At 65.0% G+C, this 14,715-nt stretch carries 17 protein-coding genes; 8 read left to right on the top strand and 9 right to left on the bottom strand.

The annotated features are described in order from the left end of the window. Window positions 1-24: 24 nt before the first annotated feature. From LRC39_RS19690 to LRC39_RS19665, 6 genes are all read right to left on the bottom strand, one after another. Window positions 25-1,107 carry a PepSY-associated TM helix domain-containing protein gene (locus LRC39_RS19690; RefSeq protein WP_346295372.1) on the bottom strand — a complete coding sequence of 361 codons (1,083 nt, stop codon included), beginning with the start codon at window positions 1,105-1,107 and terminating at the stop codon, window positions 25-27. A gap of 20 nt (window positions 1,108-1,127) precedes the next feature. Then, window positions 1,128-1,658: a hypothetical protein gene (locus tag LRC39_RS19685; RefSeq protein ID WP_346295371.1), complete on the bottom strand. Its 531-nt coding sequence runs from the start codon at window positions 1,656-1,658 to the stop codon at window positions 1,128-1,130. Between the two features lie 18 nt (window positions 1,659-1,676). Next, window positions 1,677-3,899, bottom strand: coding sequence for a TonB-dependent siderophore receptor (locus tag LRC39_RS19680; protein ID WP_346295370.1), 2,223 nt, complete (start codon window positions 3,897-3,899; stop codon window positions 1,677-1,679). Between the two features lie 227 nt (window positions 3,900-4,126). After that, window positions 4,127-4,987 carry a helix-turn-helix transcriptional regulator gene (locus tag LRC39_RS19675; protein ID WP_346297530.1) on the bottom strand — a complete coding sequence of 287 codons (861 nt, stop codon included), beginning with the start codon at window positions 4,985-4,987 and terminating at the stop codon, window positions 4,127-4,129. 130 nt (window positions 4,988-5,117) lie between these two features. Next, window positions 5,118-5,450: a YnfA family protein gene (locus LRC39_RS19670; protein ID WP_346295369.1), complete on the bottom strand. Its 333-nt coding sequence runs from the start codon at window positions 5,448-5,450 to the stop codon at window positions 5,118-5,120. A gap of 126 nt (window positions 5,451-5,576) precedes the next feature. Continuing rightward, complete coding sequence (locus tag LRC39_RS19665; RefSeq protein WP_107345565.1) at window positions 5,577-6,800, bottom strand: NADP-dependent isocitrate dehydrogenase; 1,224 nt, start codon at window positions 6,798-6,800, stop codon at window positions 5,577-5,579. 390 nt (window positions 6,801-7,190) lie between these two features. Between LRC39_RS19665 and LRC39_RS19660 the strand changes: the two genes are divergently transcribed. From LRC39_RS19660 to greA, 6 genes are all read left to right on the top strand, one after another. After that, a complete protein-coding gene (locus LRC39_RS19660) occupies window positions 7,191-8,387 on the top strand; it encodes a TrmJ/YjtD family RNA methyltransferase (protein WP_346295368.1) in 1,197 nt (398 codons plus the stop codon). A 63-nt stretch (window positions 8,388-8,450) separates the two neighbouring features. After that, window positions 8,451-8,687, top strand: coding sequence for an antitoxin (locus LRC39_RS19655; RefSeq protein ID WP_164571669.1), 237 nt, complete (start codon window positions 8,451-8,453; stop codon window positions 8,685-8,687). Then, window positions 8,684-9,085, top strand: coding sequence for a type II toxin-antitoxin system VapC family toxin (locus LRC39_RS19650; RefSeq protein WP_346295367.1), 402 nt, complete (start codon window positions 8,684-8,686; stop codon window positions 9,083-9,085). Before LRC39_RS19655 ends, LRC39_RS19650 begins: the two co-directional genes overlap by 4 nt. 115 nt (window positions 9,086-9,200) lie before the next feature. Then, window positions 9,201-9,602 (top strand): DUF2147 domain-containing protein, encoded by a 402-nt coding sequence (locus LRC39_RS19645; RefSeq protein ID WP_263989343.1) that lies wholly within the window; start codon window positions 9,201-9,203, stop codon window positions 9,600-9,602. Then, window positions 9,603-10,139, top strand: coding sequence for a mismatch-specific DNA-glycosylase (locus LRC39_RS19640; protein ID WP_346295366.1), 537 nt, complete (start codon window positions 9,603-9,605; stop codon window positions 10,137-10,139). A gap of 60 nt (window positions 10,140-10,199) precedes the next feature. Beyond that, complete coding sequence (gene greA / locus LRC39_RS19635; protein ID WP_346295365.1) at window positions 10,200-10,685, top strand: transcription elongation factor GreA; 486 nt, start codon at window positions 10,200-10,202, stop codon at window positions 10,683-10,685. Window positions 10,686-10,745: 60 nt separating this feature from the next. Here greA and LRC39_RS19630 read toward each other — a convergent pair whose 3' ends face one another. Together LRC39_RS19630 and LRC39_RS19625 are read right to left on the bottom strand one after the other, a co-directional pair. Further along, window positions 10,746-11,465: a Fic/DOC family protein gene (locus LRC39_RS19630; RefSeq protein WP_346295364.1), complete on the bottom strand. Its 720-nt coding sequence runs from the start codon at window positions 11,463-11,465 to the stop codon at window positions 10,746-10,748. After that, window positions 11,462-11,701, bottom strand: coding sequence for a hypothetical protein (locus LRC39_RS19625; RefSeq protein WP_346295363.1), 240 nt, complete (start codon window positions 11,699-11,701; stop codon window positions 11,462-11,464). The genes LRC39_RS19630 and LRC39_RS19625 overlap by 4 nt, the downstream gene beginning before the upstream one ends. Window positions 11,702-12,159: 458 nt before the next feature. Between LRC39_RS19625 and LRC39_RS19620 the strand changes: the two genes are divergently transcribed. Together LRC39_RS19620 and LRC39_RS19615 are read left to right on the top strand one after the other, a co-directional pair. Next, window positions 12,160-12,981 carry an isocitrate lyase/PEP mutase family protein gene (locus LRC39_RS19620; RefSeq protein WP_346295362.1) on the top strand — a complete coding sequence of 274 codons (822 nt, stop codon included), beginning with the start codon at window positions 12,160-12,162 and terminating at the stop codon, window positions 12,979-12,981. A gap of 114 nt (window positions 12,982-13,095) precedes the next feature. Beyond that, window positions 13,096-13,446: a helix-turn-helix domain-containing protein gene (locus tag LRC39_RS19615; protein ID WP_346295361.1), complete on the top strand. Its 351-nt coding sequence runs from the start codon at window positions 13,096-13,098 to the stop codon at window positions 13,444-13,446. An 834-nt stretch (window positions 13,447-14,280) separates the two neighbouring features. Here the strand turns inward: LRC39_RS19615 and LRC39_RS19610 are convergent. Next, a complete protein-coding gene (locus tag LRC39_RS19610) occupies window positions 14,281-14,604 on the bottom strand; it encodes a DUF1476 domain-containing protein (protein ID WP_107345553.1) in 324 nt (107 codons plus the stop codon). Between the last annotated feature and the right edge of the window lie 111 nt (window positions 14,605-14,715).

The following is a 14,715-nucleotide window of genomic DNA, read 5'->3' as shown; positions in this document are numbered from 1 at the left end:
CGGCTACGCGTACCCGCAGGGCACTCAGCCGTTTCGCCGGCGCCATATCCACAGCCACAGCCCGGTCGCGTACAGCGCTGGCAACGCCATGCCGCAGATGAACACGACGGCCTGTCCCAGCAGGCCGAGCCGCAGATCGGCGTGCAGTGGGTTCAGCCACTCGCGCCGGAGCGCGGAGTCGGTCTCAACCTTTTCCACCACAGGCGTGGCACATCCCGTTCTGACCTCGAAGGTCAGGTCGCTGGGGATCGATGTCGGTGAACGCAACCTGATTTGATAAGCGCCGGCGGGGCCTCGCGGTAGAACCACTCCGACAATCTGCCTGCCGGGCTGAGCCCGCGCCGCAGCGCTCAACGCGCCGCTCAGGTCATTGCCCGCAGCACAGGACGGGGGTGTCGCCTGGGACGCTGGTTTGGCCGGTGCCGGGCCGGACAGTCCCAGCCACTGCGGCTTGGACAGAGCCACTCCGGTTGCCGCCAACACCAGCATCGGTGCCAGCAAATATGCGGCCGACACGCCATGCCATTCGATGAGATGCCGCCGACCGGCAGCCGATGAGCCGATGGAGAATGATCGCCACCATTTTCGCTGCCGCGGCCACCACAGATACACGCCCGACAGGAGCGACAGCGCTAGGCCGATGCCGCACCAGGCGACCACGTCTGCGCCTAGCGAACTCAGCAACAGCAATCGGCGATGCAGATTCACCACCGCTGCGAACCACGATTGATCGAACGCGAACAGCCCGAGCGGCTCGGCGCTCTGGGGATGCACGAACACCACGCCGAGTTCGCCGGGAAGCAGGCGGCCGAATACGATCGCCGCGTCGCCGGGCAGGAATCCCGCGCCCGGCGCATTGGCTCCCATTACCCTCAGGTCGGGATAGCGCTCGCTCGCCCGCGCGATCCACGTATCGGCGCTGGCGTCCGGCCGCCCCGACATGCGGGGCGGTTTGACGATCTCTCGTCCGACTTCAAATGTGAGCAACGGCTCCTTCAGGACCAGCAGCGCGCCGCTCGCGCCGATCAGTGCAAAGGCAGCCCCGACGGTGAGGGCGAGCGAAAGGTGCAGCATGCGCCAGATGCGGCGGGCCGACAGCCGCCGCACGGGGCGATCCGGGCGCGTCATCACCGCGACAGCAGCTTCAATGTCCCGTTGCGATAGAAGGGCCCTTGTACCTTGCCGCCGGTGACCACGTTGGTCTGATATTGCTGGCTGACACCGTCGAGGTTCTTCGACAGTTCGGCACGAAAGCTGGCGAAACCAGCCGAGTCGATCTGCTTCGGCACCTCACCCTGCGCGAACAGCCGCTGCTTGGCCTCGTCCGGAGCCTGCGCGCGAACTCCGCCGCTGACCATGAGATCGACGATCAAGCGGTCGCCCCGCCACCGAGCAGATCCGCTGGCGCCGAGTTCGGCGTCGTCGAGCATCAACGAGCCGGCGACCAGATAATCGCCGCTCGGCAGCGCGGTGAAGCCGAGGCGCAAGGTGCCGGTTTCACCGTCCTCCGATCGCCACGCCCAGCGATGCTCGCCGCGATAGGTAACGTTGGTTTGGGTAAGCTCGGGCCGCAGCTCTTGTGCCGAAGCGGGGCACGGCATGGTTGCCGCCCACGCTGCAACGATCGCGGCCCGGGCCACGTAAGTCACGAAGCGCATTGTATCTCTCCTAAAAGCTCACCAACGGTAGCGAAGGCTGGCTATGACCGAGCGGTCGAAGCCGGCGTTGCAGCTCGTGGTGGAGCAGCTCACGTAGTACTGCTTGTTGGTGAGGTTGGTGGCGTTGATGGCGAGCCGCATTCCCTTCAGGTCGCGGTGAAGCTGGCCGAGGTCGTAGTGCAGCGCTGCGTCGAACAGCACGTAGGACGGCACGCCGATGGTGTTGGCGGCATCGGCGAACGTCTCCCCGACGTAGCGCGTTCCGAAGCCGGCGCCGAAGCCGGTCAGTGCTCCACTTTGGAAAGTGTAGTCTCCCCACAACGATGCGGTGTCCGCCGGCAGCCCGGTTGGGCGGTTGCCGAGCTCCACCAGGTTATTGCTCTTCGTCACGGTCAGGTCGGTGTGCGTGTAGGAGGCCACCAGATTGAGGCCTGCGATCGGATCGGCGACGCCCTGCAGTTCGAATCCGCGGGACCGCACCTCGCCGACCTGAAGACGATTGAGCGAGTTGTTCGGATCGGTTGTCTGCACGTTCTCTTGATAGAGGTCGAACACCGACATGGTGACGAAGCTGGTCGCCCCCGCCGGCTGGTACTTGACGCCGATCTCCGCCTGCCGCCCGGTGGTCGGCTTGTACGGCTGCCCGTAGAAGTCGGTGCCGAGCACCGGGCTGAACGAGGTCGAATAGCCGATATAGGGCGCGAGGCCGACGTCGCTGAGATAGACCAGCCCGGCCCGGTAGGTGAACGCTTTGTCGTCCTGCGTCGCAGTCGAGCTCTTGAGGCGGTTATCTGTGGCGGTGTTCGACCAGTCCTGCCGGCCGCCGAGGCTCAGCACCCAGCGTCCGTCGAATTTGATCTGTTGTTGGCCGTAAATGCCGACCTGGTCGGAGGTCTGCCACGTCGAGGCGTTTGGTGTGGCTGCCACGCCGATCGGTTGATCGTAGACGGGATTGAAGATGTCGATCGACGGAGCGCGACCGCTGTTGAGATAGTAGTCCTCGGTCGAACGGCGATAGTCGACGCCAGCCAGTGACACGAACTGCGTCGAGCCCATCCACCAGTCGGCCTGGATCTGATTGTCAGACGCGTAGGTGTCGCCGACGATGCGGAATTGATACAGCGCACGGTTGAGCGTCCGCTGGTCGGCCGCAAGGCTCATGCCCGACGCAGTGTTGGTCAAAAGGTCGACGTGGCCGTAGCGGAAATTCGACCGCATCGTGAAGGTGTCGTCGAGATGCCGCTCGAATAGGTGTCCGGCCGAGTATTGCGTGCGATCGTTGGCGAGCCCGGGCTGGTCGAGGAACTGGTTGCGCGGCAATTGCCCGTTCTTGTTCGGAAGCAGCGTGCCCTGGATCGGAATGTACGGGCGCGGCGGACCAAATTTCTCGTAGCTGTAGTCGGTCAGAATGGTCAGCGTGGTGTCGATATCCGGCCGCCAGGTGAACGCCGGCGCGATGAACAGCTTGTCGTCCGGGATCGCCTTGAACTGTGTATTGCTATCCCGCGCCAGTCCGGTCAGCCGATAGAGAAACTGGCCGTCCTTGTCGATCGGTCCGCTCAGATCGAACTGCCCCTGCAGCCGATCGAAGCTGCCGCCCTGCAGCATCACTTCGTTAAACGGTGTGTCGAGCGGTCGCTTGGTGATGAGGTTGACTAGGCCGCCCGGTGCGTTCTGACCGTACAGCACCGAGCTCGGCCCGCGCAGGACCTCGACGCGTTCGAGACCATAAGGCTCGGTCTTCGGCCAGGCTTGGGCGGTCGTGCCGCGCAGGCCGTCGCGGAGAATTCCGGTGCTGCTGGCATCGAAACCGCGAATGCTGAACGTGTCGAAACGTTGCGAGATCGCCGGCGTGGTCGTTGCGACGCCGGCCGAGTAACGCAAGGCGTCGGTCACCGACTGAACGTTCTGCGCGTCCATCTGCTGACGATTGATCACCGAGATCGACTGCGGCGTTTCGATCAGCGGCGTGTTGGTCTTGGTCCCCGTCGTGCTGGTGCGCGCCACGTAGCCCGGTCCGTCCGCGGCGCGTGCGGTGCTTGGGCGCGACGTCTGGCGGGGAGGCGCTGCGGGAGCAGCGATCGCGGCCGGCCGTGCGGCGGCCCGCTTCGGCTTGCTGCGCTTCGGTGCGCTGACGACCACCGGAGGCAGCGCGCTCGCCGTCGGGACGGCGGGCGTCGGTGTAGTAGCCTGAGCCCGTGCATCCTCGATGACGGCGCCGACCAACAGCAGCGCGCTCATCGGCAACGAGGCGGCGAGTCTACTGCCTCGGCGTATCGCGAGCTGTCGTGAATTGTGTAGTTCGGTGCAGCGCCGCTGTGTTGTCATCTTGATATTCCTCCAGGACGCGGCACAGAAGCGTGACTGTGAGGAATGCGACAAGTCGTCGGACTTTTGATTTCCGGACGAATTCTTAAGATTACAAAGGTTCTACGTCGGCGGTGGGATCAGGCGTGCGCGGAATGGAATTACAGCAGGTCGCGCGGAGAAACCCCGAAGCGCTTTCTGAAAACTGCCGAGAAGTAAGCGGGCGTGTAGCCGACGCGATGCGCGGCCTCCGAGACGTTGGTGGCGCCGCTCGACAGCAGCCGATACGCTTCGTTCAAACGTGCGTCTTGCAGGAAATCGTTCACGGTGGTCCCGAACGCCGCCTGGAAACCGTCCGTCAGCTTGCGGGTGTTCAATCCCACCGCTGCGGCCAATGCCGGCAAATTCGGTGGAGCCCCGAGCCGCTCCAGGAGGATGGTGCGGGCTTTCTTCAAGCGTTCGACATCGCCAAGTGAACGTCGCGGGGGCTCGATCGCGGAGTTGGTCTCGATCGCGTCGCAGGCCAAGGCGAGGATCTCGAGTGCCTTGGCGGACAGGAACAGGTCCCGCGCTGCGCCGACGAAGGGGCAAACTTCGAGCTGCGTGCACAGCGCCTGCAGCGCGCGGGGCGCCGCGATGTGTTGCAGGCTGGGCCGATCGATCGGGATCAGCGACGCCAACGGATCGCTTGCGGACTCGGCCTTGCTGCCGGGTTCAAGGGCCGCCTTGACCATCACGTAATGCAGTGGCTCATCGGCGCTCACCATCTGCCGACCGCAGGCATCGGCTGGCGAGCGTATGACGCAGACCGTGGGGCCGGCGATGCTGAACTCGCCGTTGCAACCGTCGATCCGTGCCCGCATCGCGCCGCGCAGGATGACGACCACCTTGGTGCCGTGATGCAGCTGTTCGTCGACCCAATCCCCGTCGGGCTGTTGCAGAACGCCGCTGGCCAGATCGAGCTGCGAGATCGCGCCCGTCCACCTGTGCTCCAAAGTCATGCTTCCGCCGTTGAACACCACTGGTGACAATGAGCAGCACTATGACACCGAAGTCCGACGACGACACCGCTACGCGCGGCGCGGAGTCGAGAAAAGCTCGAAGTTCGCTGTGCGGAATGAAATGCCAGCTGCGTCAGGGTCGAGAAGCGGCCTACGCTGGCAGCGAGCGCGGTCCGAACAGAATCACGCTCATGCCGACCAGGCAGATCGCGGCTCCGATCACGTCCCAATGGTCGGGACGATTACCTTCGACCGCCCAGCCCCAGGCCAGCGCACTGGCGATGTAGATGCCGCCATAGGCCGCGTAGGCACGGCCGGCCAGCGGACTGTCGGCCAGCGTCAGCAAGTAAGCGAACAGCGCCAGGGCGAGCATGCCGGGGATCAGCCACAGCGGCGATTTGTCGAGTCGTAGCCACGCCCAGAACGCGAAGCACCCGGCGATCTCCATCAGCGCAGCGGCGCAGAAGGTCAGCAGTGACGTCATGAGCGTGGCCGTGGCTTTCTGTCAGTCTGCGAGAGGTTGATGCCGAACATTAAACCGATCGGCGCCGCAAAGAAAAAGGCGCGGGAAGGGATCCCGCGCCTTTTGTTCATTCAGTCGACGCGCTGATTAGGCGGCCTTGGCGTCCATCGCCTTGTGCAGGTTCTGCGCGACCTTGTCGAGGAAGCCCTCGGTCGACAGCCAACGCTGATCGGCGCCGACCAGGAGCGCGAGGTCCTTGGTCATGAAGCCGGCTTCGACGGTCTGCACGCAGACCTTCTCCAGCGTGTCGGCGAAGCGGGCGAGTTCTTCGTTGGAGTCGAGCTTGGCGCGATGCGCGAGGCCGCGGGTCCAGGCGAAGATCGAGGCGATCGAGTTGGTCGAAGTCGCCTTGCCCTTTTGGTGTTCGCGATAGTGCCGGGTGACGGTGCCGTGCGCGGCTTCGGCTTCCACCGTCTTGCCGTCCGGCGTCATCAGCACCGAGGTCATCAGGCCGAGCGAGCCGTAGCCCTGCGCCACGGTGTCGGACTGCACGTCGCCGTCGTAGTTCTTACAGGCCCAGACATAGCCGCCCGACCACTTCAGCGCCGACGCGACCATGTCGTCGATCAGGCGGTGCTCGTAGGTCAGGCCCTTGGCGTCGTACTCGGCCTTGAACTCGTTGTCGAAGATCTCCTGGAAGATGTCTTTGAAGCGACCGTCGTACACCTTCATGATGGTGTTCTTGGTCGACAGGTAGACCGGATAGTTGCGGATCAGGCCGTAGTTCAGCGAGGCGCGGGCGAAATCCTTGATCGACTCGTCGAGGTTGTACATCGACATCGCGACGCCGGCGCCGGGCGCCTTGAAGACTTCGCGCTCGATCACCGAGCCGTCCTCGCCGACGAACTTCATCGTCAGCGTGCCGGGGCCGGGGAACTTGATGTCGGTCGCGCGATACTGATCGCCGTAAGCGTGACGGCCGATCACGATCGGCTTGGTCCAGCCCGGCACCAGGCGCGGCACGTTGTTGCATATGATCGGCTCGCGGAAGATCACGCCGCCGAGGATGTTGCGGATGGTGCCGTTCGGCGACTTCCACATGCTCTTCAGGCCGAATTCCTTCACCCGGGCTTCGTCCGGAGTGATGGTGGCGCACTTCACGCCGACGCCGACCTGCTTGATGGCGTTCGCCGCATCAATGGTGACCTGATCGTCGGTCGCGTCGCGGTGCTCCATCCCCAGGTCGAAATACATCAGTTCCACGTCGAGGAACGGCGTGATCAGCTTGTCCTTGATCATCTGCCATATGATGCGGGTCATTTCATCGCCGTCGAGTTCGACGACTGGGTTGGTCACCTTGATTTTCGCCATGCGGGATCGGGCCTTCTTGTGATTCTGCGCTTAAAGGGGCGGGAATTGGACTAAAGCCGCGCCCGCTATAGCACCGCGCCGGACGGGCCGAAAGGCGATTGCGGAAGCAATTTGGACGGATTCGCAGCGCCGCTCCGCATGGCTCGGGAACGCCGCGATCGCAAGGCGTGCCGCAACCGGAAGCGGGTAGGGCGCGCGCTGTGTCAAGCGTACTTCACAGCGGTTCAAACCGGCCGGCAAATCCACTATTTGCTTGAGAAATCGCCGCCGCCTTGGCAACGGAAAGGCGCGGCGGCCGCCGGCGTCCGGCCCGCCCAGCCGCGGCTTTCCCCGATCCTCCCGCGCCGCCTCGGATCACTCCGAGGGCGCCCGTTTTTGAAAGACCTGCCCATGTCCGGCTCCGGCACCGACCGATCCAAGCCCCCGGCCGCGCTCGACGGCCCGGTGGTGATTCTGGTCGAGCCCCAATTGGGCGAAAACATCGGGATGTGCGCCCGCGCGATGGGCAATTTCGGGCTGACCCGGCTGCGGCTGGTAAAGCCGCGCGACGGCTGGCCGAACATTGCCGCCCAGCGCTCCGCCGCCGGGGCCGACCACATCCTGAACGCGGTCGAGCTGTTCGACAGCGTCGCCGATGCGGTGAAGGACTGTACGCTGCTGTTCGCCACCACCGCGCGCGCCCACGACCAGGCCAAGCCGGTGCGCGGGCCGGAAGCCGCCGCGCAGGAGATCGTCGCCGAGACTGCGTCGGGCGGCACCACCGGCATCATGTTCGGCCGCGAGCGCCATGGCCTGGAGAACGACGAGGTCGCGCTCGCCAACCGCATCGTCACCTTCCCGGTCAATCCGGCGTTCGCTTCGCTGAACCTCGCCCAGGCGGTGCTGCTGATGGGCTACGAGTGGTTCAAGCACGCCACGCAGAATGCGCTGCCTTACGAGATGCCCGAGCGCAGCCCGCGCGCCTCGCAGCATCAGATCGATGCGTTCTTTTCCAACCTGGTCGCCGAGCTCGACCGCGTCGAATTCCTCCGCCCGCCGGAAAAGCGCGACACCATGCTGGTGAACCTGCGCAACATCTTCACCCGGATGGAGCCGAGCAAGCAGGACATGCACACGCTGCACGGCGTGGTGATGGCGATCGCCGACGGCCGCAAGGGCCCGGCCAAGGGCGGCGTGCTTGACGGCGAGCAGGCGACGCGGCTACGCGCGCTGCTTGCCGAGCGCGCCTCCGGCGGCGCGGAAGCCGATGGCGGCTCGCTGCGCGGGCTGGCGCGGCTGCTCCGCCGCAATCCCACCGACGCCGAGCGGCTCTTATGGGAGAAGCTGCGCACCGACCGCCGCTTCGCCGGCAATTTCAAGCGCCAGACCCCGGTCGGCCGCCACATCCCGGATTTCGTCTCCTTCACCCGCCGCGTCGCGATCGAGCTGATCAACGACGGTGAGAGCGAGGCGGTCGCCGCCGACCGCGCCGCGCGCAAGGGCTGGCTCGAAGAGCGCGACTACCGCGTGGTGTGGGTGGAGGCCGCAGAGGTCACCGCCGACACCGCCGCGGTGCTGGAACGGCTGGAGGCGGCGCTGGCGCAGTAGGCGCCCTTGCGAGGGCGTTTCGCCCGGCATATGCTTTTGGCATATGTCTGAAGGAGGCTGCCCATGACCGATCGGCGGCACGTCCGTCTGTTCCGTAACGGCCGCAATCAGGCCGTTCGCATTCCGGTGGAATTCGAGATGCCCGGCAACGAGGCGATCATGCACCGCGAGGGGGATCGGCTGGTGATCGAGCCGGTCCGCAAACGCGGACTGATCGCTTTGTTGAAATCGATGACGCCGGTCGACGAGCCGTTCCCCGTCATCGACGATCCCGCGCCGGCGCCGGAGAAGGTACTGTGACGCGCTATATGCTCGATACCAGCATTCTCTCCGATCTGATCCGCAATCCGCACGGCGCTGCTGTTCGCCGCATCGCTGAGGTCGGGGAGGGCAACGTCTGCACGAGTATCATCGTCGCCGCCGAACTCCGCTACGGCTGTGCCAAGAGCGGGTCGGTCAGATTGACCAAGGCCGTCGCCGATCTCCTCGAAGAAATCGACGCGCTGCCGTTCGAGCCGCCCGCCGACGAAGTCTATGGGGCGATCCGCTCATCGCTTGAAGCAGCAGGCGCGCCGATCGGCAGCAACGACCTCTTGATCGCAGCTCATGCCAAGTCGCTCGGTGCGACCATCGTCACCGCGAACACGCAGGGGTTTGGTCGCGTGCAGGGGTTGGCAGTCGAGAACTGGCTGGCGTGATCTTTCCGGCAAGCGAGTTGTTTGCGTTCGGCAGGCCCCGTTGACTTGCGACGCGGCGCACGTTCAGCTCGTACCAAGCGGCGGCTCGCCGCAGCACAAGCAATCGGGAGGGGACATGACAACGACATCGACGATGCGCCGCGCGGGATGGCTCACCGGCCTCGGCCTGCTCGCTGCAGCGCTGGCCACCACAGGCGCGCGCGCCGACGACGTCGCCGGCACCTGGCTGCGCGAGACCGGCGCCTCCAAGGTCAAGTTCGCGCCCTGCGGCGGCGCGGTGTGCGGCACGCTGGTGTGGCTCAAGCCGGGCGTCGAGACCCCCGCCAAGGTCGGCCAGAAGATATTCTTCGACATGAAGCCGACCGGCCCGAACGCCTGGGCCGGCAGCGCCTTCAATCCGGAGGACGGCAAGACCTACACCGGCAAGATGAACCTCTCCGGCGGCACGCTGACCACCCAGGGCTGCGCGATGGGCGGCATGATCTGCAAGTCCGCCACCTGGACGCGGGCGAACTGAGTGGAGGAGGCGCGCCAGCAAGGTCAGGTGAGCTTGCCCAAGGTCATCTTGCCTGACGTTCTGCAGCGCGGGCTCAGAGTTGTGTTCTGCGGCACCGCCGCCGGCCGTGCGTCGGAGAAAGCGCAAAGCTATTATGCGCACGGCCGGAACAAGTTCTGGAGCGTCCTCAGCGAAACCGGCCTCACGACCCGAAAGCTGGCGCCGCACGAGTTTCGCGAAGTTACGACATTCGGCATCGGCCTGACGGACCTGTGCAAGGATGTGGCCGGAAGCGATCATGAGGTTCGGCCGCGGCCGGAACATCGGGTGGTGCTCAGACGGAAGATCGAAGAGAACCGGCCCGACTTTCTCGCCTTCACCAGTTTGGAAGCTGCGAAGCGGTTCGTCGGCCGCAGGGTCGGCCTGGGGCGTTATGAGGAAAGCATCGGAACGACATCGATCTATGTGCTGCCATCGACCTCACCGATGGCGGATTGGAATTGGATGGCGAACAAGATCCACTGGTGGGAGTTTGCCGAACGGGTCCGCGCCTCTTGATCGGGGAGCGCTGTGTCGTTGCGTCAGGCCGCCGTCCGGCGACCGTCAATGGAGTTCACCTTGAGCGTCGCTTTCACCAAGGAAGATAGTGCCGAGACCGCCTCGGAGACCGTGCTGCCGGATCGGCCGATCTCGCCGCACCCGAACCTCGTCACCGCAGCCGGACTGGCGGCGCTGGAGGCGCAGTTGGCGCAAGCCCGCGCCGCGCTCGAAGCCGCTGGTTCGATCGAGGACGTCAACGAGCGCCGCCGCGCCGAAGCCATCCCGCTGCGCGACGCCCGCTACTACGCAGCCAGGGTGCGCAGCGCGCAAGTGATGCCGGATCCTGCCTCGACCGACGAGATCGCGTTCGGCTCCACCGTCACCTTCCGCCGCGCCGACGGCCGCGTCCAAACCTATCGCATCGTCGGCGAAGACGAAGCCGATCCGAAGCAGGGCACGATCTCGTTCGTATCGCCGGTGGCGCGCTTGCTGATGGGCAAGAGCGTCGGCGACGTGGTGGGGAAGGGGGCACAGGAGTTGGAGATTCTTAGCGTTGCGTCATGAACCCTGCGCGAGTCATGCTTCAGCTACCAAACGCCGTGCGTATAGGGCGGAGATTCAACGCTAGCTCCGCATCGTTCTGTGTTGTTCGTACTGGGCCTGTAACCCCGGCTCGGAGGCATTACCCGCAACGACATTCGTGTCCTCCACGTTGCCGGCGAGTCCCGGTGTCTGGAGAACGATGTCTCCGAGGCGTTCGTACGCGATCGGCTTTCCGATGAACGGTTGCAGGTAGTTATCGAGAATGCCCTTGCCTGGGGTCTCGAGTTCTTTGGTCAAGGCGCGAAGATATTCAGTCTTGTCGGTCTGCGCCCAGTCGATGCTGAAGCCGGCTCGTTGCGACAGCACCGAGTGAATGACCATGATGGTGCGCCCATTGCCGTCGAGGAATGGGTGGCCGTAGGCCAGATAACCCATGACTTCGCCGGCTCTGGCCGCCATGACGTCCCGGTTTTGACCGTGCTTAAGCGCATAGTCGATCGCAGATCGGATGTCTGCAGGATGCGCAAACAAGACCCCAGCCTTGCTGACGGCGAGCAGAGGAGCCGTCTGTGTACGATCCTCTCCGGCCCAGGGATAGATCGCGTCGAATAGGATGCGATGGGTGTCCAGAACGTGCTCGTATTGAATGATATCAACTTGAGCGAGGTGCGTGAAGGCTTCGGGCAGGCCAGTTGTGAACGACGTATGCTCCAGCCGGCGCACGATCCCGAGGTCTTTCTCCTTCTCGAAATTACGCAAATAGCCTTGCGTCTCAAAATCGCCGAAGGGATCGAACGTCACGGCCTGGATTCGCGCAGATAGCGCGCTTGCAAGCGCACCAGTTCGCGTCGGCTCAGATGTCCGGCGCGCTGCAGGGACATCAACGTCTGCTCGATATCGTCCAAAACGACATCGTCACCCGCCAGCCGGCTGATGTGACGCGCGAGGACATCGGATTCCGTCGCGGTAAGCTCAACCCGGTGCCGCCGCGCCAGGTCCGCGATCAAGTCGGCAGTAGCGTTGCGGTGGCCGGACATCGGACTTTCTCCCACCTTCTTATATCACTTAAACGGCTGAAATCCCAAAAGATCCCCTTAGGAATGGAGTCGGCGGGGCGAGCGGAGCTTGCTGTTGCGCGTGAATGACCGACAGTTCCGGCCGAGGCGCGTTCACTCCGCTTCGGCGCCAGCGCGCTGTCCCCGGTCTCTCTCGTTAACGTTTTTCGCCCTCGGTCCGGTCGTGCCGCGTTTTCGCATGTCCATCTCTTGTGTACGCAAGCTCGCCTCCGCGCGAGATGCAGCTCGCCGCTTCTCGCGCGGCCCGATTCGCTGTGATTCGTCACCGCTTTGTTCCGGCTGCGTTCGGAACGTTAAGGCGTGGGGTGGTGGCTGTCGCAGGGTGGGACACCTCGGTTGTCATCGGCGGCTTCGACGCCGCGGCCGGCACCGTGCTAGCGTCCGGCCAACAACAGCAAAACATCACAGGGAGATCGCCGATGATCAGCACCGCCGCCAAGCGCGCCACGTTTCGCAAGCTGCACGAGACGGGCTGCTTCGTGCTGCCGAATCCGTGGGATGTCGGCTCGGCGCGGGCTCTTGCGTCGCTCGGGTTTCAGGCGCTGGCCTCGACCAGCGCCGGCTTTGCGTGGTCGGCGGGGCGGGCGGACAATCAGGTCAGCTGCGGCGACGTGTTGGCGCATCTGACCACGCTATGCGCGGCGGTGGATCTGCCGGTCAATGCCGATTTCGAGAACGGCTTTGCCGACAGCCCCGACGGCGTCGCCGCCAATGTCACACGCGCGATCGCCACCGGCATCGCCGGGCTGTCGATCGAGAATACGACCACAGATCCGGCGCAGCCGTTCTACGACGATGTGCTCGCCGCCGAGCGCATCAAGGCGGCGCGGGCGGCGATCGACGCATCGGGCGAGGACGTCGTGCTGGTGGCGCGCTGCGAGGGTTTCTTCAAGGGCGAGCGCGATCTCGCCAAGACCACCGCGCGGCTGGTGGCGTTCGCGGAGGCCGGCGCCGATTGCCTGTATGCGCCGGGCGTCACCACCGAGGCCGAGATCACCACGCTGGTGAAGGCGGTGGCGCCGAAGCCGCTCAATGTGCTGATCGCGCAGCCGAGCATGACGGTGCCGATGCTCGCCGACCTCGGCGTCCGCCGCATCAGCGTCGGCGGCTCGCTGGCGCGCTGCGCCTGGGCCGGCTTCCTCGGCGCCGCGCGCGAGATCGCCGAGCAGGGCACGTTCACCGCCTTCGCCGGGGCGACCAAGGGCGCGGAGTTGAACGGGCTGTTTGGGGGGAGGTCGTAGCTGCGATCAGCGAGCAATCCATGTAGCATGGCTGCCGACCTCGACTGCGTTGCGGTGAAGGTCAATTCCTGGCTCGGCGGATCAGGACGCTCAACATCACGATGGAGGTTGATCATGGTGAGCAAGAGCATCGACCGGAGCGCGGCAGCCGAGATCACCCGCGGCAGCGGAAATGTGTTTGCGGACCTGGACATGGCCGACGCGGAGGAGAGGCAGACCAAGCTCAGGCTTGCCTACGCTCTGAATGCGGTGATCGACCGTGCTCGCCTGAGCCGAGCCACCGCCGCCGCGCGGCTCAGGATCAACCAGCCTAAGGTTTCGGCCCTGCGCAACTACAAACTCGAAGGCTTTTCGGTCGAGCGGCTGATGACGTTGCTCAACGCGCTCGATCAGGACATCGAAATTGTCATCCGCAAAAAGCCACGCTCGCGCGCGGCGGCGCGGATCAGCGTGGTGGCGGCGTGACGCGTAGCGCGCAGTCGCGGCGCCTATTGCACCTCCACCCGGTCAGCGAGCTTAGCCCGCATGAGCAAGCGTAGCCCGCATGAGCGAAGCGAGATGTGGGTTTTCTTGTCGATGGGCTCCCGCATGTCGCTGCGCTCATGCGGGCTACTTGCTAGGTCTTCTCGAAGCCGAGCCAGGCGCCAATTCAACGGGCGCTGTGACTCGCCGCCCCCCACCCCGACCGGCTTCGCCGGTCGACCCTCCCCGCAAGGGGGAGGGTGATGCTGTGGCGACTGCAGGTTTTCTCCGGCGAATCCGGCGCTGATTGCTCCGCCTACTTCATCCTCCTCGGCCCTCGCCGCACCACTTCGCGCTTCGGCGGGGTGTAGGCGTCGTCCAGCAGCGCCATGGCTTCGGCGGCAAGGGGGACGTCGCCGCGAGCGCTTCCGGAGGAGCCTCGCCCCGGCCCTGACGGGGGATCATGTGGCAGGCCGCCGTCGCGGCCGTCGCCCCCGCCGCGTTCAGATCATTCGACCGGGAATGTTAACTCTTCCGCGCCGTTCACCGACCCTGGGCAAGGGGGCGGCCTCCAGCCTTGGTGTGAGCGGGAATACCGACGCACAACCTGCAGCGTTCGCTACCGCGGCTGCGCCGATTCGCAGTGATTCGTCGTCGCTTTGTTCCGCCTGCGTGCCGAACGTTAATTCGAGCCAGGCGGGCTGTCGCAGAGCGGGACACCTTCGGCTGTGCTCCCCGACAACCTGCAGCCGAAACAAAAATGCCCGGGACAGGCCCGGGCATTTGAAAACTCGATCTAGCAATGAGGCGGCCGCCGCGGCGGCCGGCGGGAACCCGTCAGGTTCCGGCCTTCACCTCTTGCACCGCCTGGGCGTAGAACTCGGCCATCTTGGCGCGCAGTTCGGTCTCCGGCAGGTTGATGCCCTTGTCGGTGAGGTCCTTGGTGACCTTGCGCACCACGTCGTCGTCGCCGGCCTCTTCCAGGTCGGCGATCACCACCTCTTTGGCATAGGCGGCGGCAGCGTCGCCGGACAGGCCGAGCTTCTCGGCGATCCAGAGGCCCAGCAGCTTGTCGCGGCGCGCCTCGGCCTTGAACTTCTGCTCTTCGTCGAGCGCGAACTTCCTCTCGAAGCCTTCTTCGCGCTTGTCGAACGTGGTCATGTCTGTTGTTCCGATCTTGAGCCGGCAGAAGGGCCGGTTTGCGGTGGGCAGGTTCGATGCCTAGATATCCAGAGCCGCCCGTTAAGACAACTGCCACAATGGCGCACAGCG

Source organism: Rhodopseudomonas sp. P1, from assembly GCF_039642825.1.
GTDB lineage: Bacteria > Pseudomonadota > Alphaproteobacteria > Rhizobiales > Xanthobacteraceae > Rhodopseudomonas > Rhodopseudomonas palustris_H.
Note: the sequence above shows the minus strand (reverse complement) of the source record. Positions and strands in the feature narration are given on the sequence as shown.

What these genes read in the sequence shown, in the direction of transcription:
- LRC39_RS19685 (WP_346295371.1), bottom strand. Translation starts at nt 1,658, where the DNA reads ATGCGCTTCGTGACTTACGTGGCCCGGGCCGCGATCGTTGCAGCGTGG.
- LRC39_RS19680 (WP_346295370.1), bottom strand. Translation starts at nt 3,899, where the DNA reads ATGAGCGCGCTGCTGTTGGTCGGCGCCGTCATCGAGGATGCACGGGCT.
- LRC39_RS19670 (WP_346295369.1), bottom strand. Translation starts at nt 5,450, where the DNA reads ATGACGTCACTGCTGACCTTCTGCGCCGCTGCGCTGATGGAGATCGCC.
- LRC39_RS19665 (WP_107345565.1), bottom strand. Translation starts at nt 6,800, where the DNA reads ATGGCGAAAATCAAGGTGACCAACCCAGTCGTCGAACTCGACGGCGAT.
- LRC39_RS19660 (WP_346295368.1), top strand. Translation starts at nt 7,191, where the DNA reads ATGTCCGGCTCCGGCACCGACCGATCCAAGCCCCCGGCCGCGCTCGAC.
- LRC39_RS19655 (WP_164571669.1), top strand. Translation starts at nt 8,451, where the DNA reads ATGACCGATCGGCGGCACGTCCGTCTGTTCCGTAACGGCCGCAATCAG.
- LRC39_RS19645 (WP_263989343.1), top strand. Translation starts at nt 9,201, where the DNA reads ATGACAACGACATCGACGATGCGCCGCGCGGGATGGCTCACCGGCCTC.
- LRC39_RS19625 (WP_346295363.1), bottom strand. Translation starts at nt 11,701, where the DNA reads ATGTCCGGCCACCGCAACGCTACTGCCGACTTGATCGCGGACCTGGCG.
- LRC39_RS19620 (WP_346295362.1), top strand. Translation starts at nt 12,160, where the DNA reads ATGATCAGCACCGCCGCCAAGCGCGCCACGTTTCGCAAGCTGCACGAG.
- LRC39_RS19615 (WP_346295361.1), top strand. Translation starts at nt 13,096, where the DNA reads ATGGTGAGCAAGAGCATCGACCGGAGCGCGGCAGCCGAGATCACCCGC.
- LRC39_RS19610 (WP_107345553.1), bottom strand. Translation starts at nt 14,604, where the DNA reads ATGACCACGTTCGACAAGCGCGAAGAAGGCTTCGAGAGGAAGTTCGCG.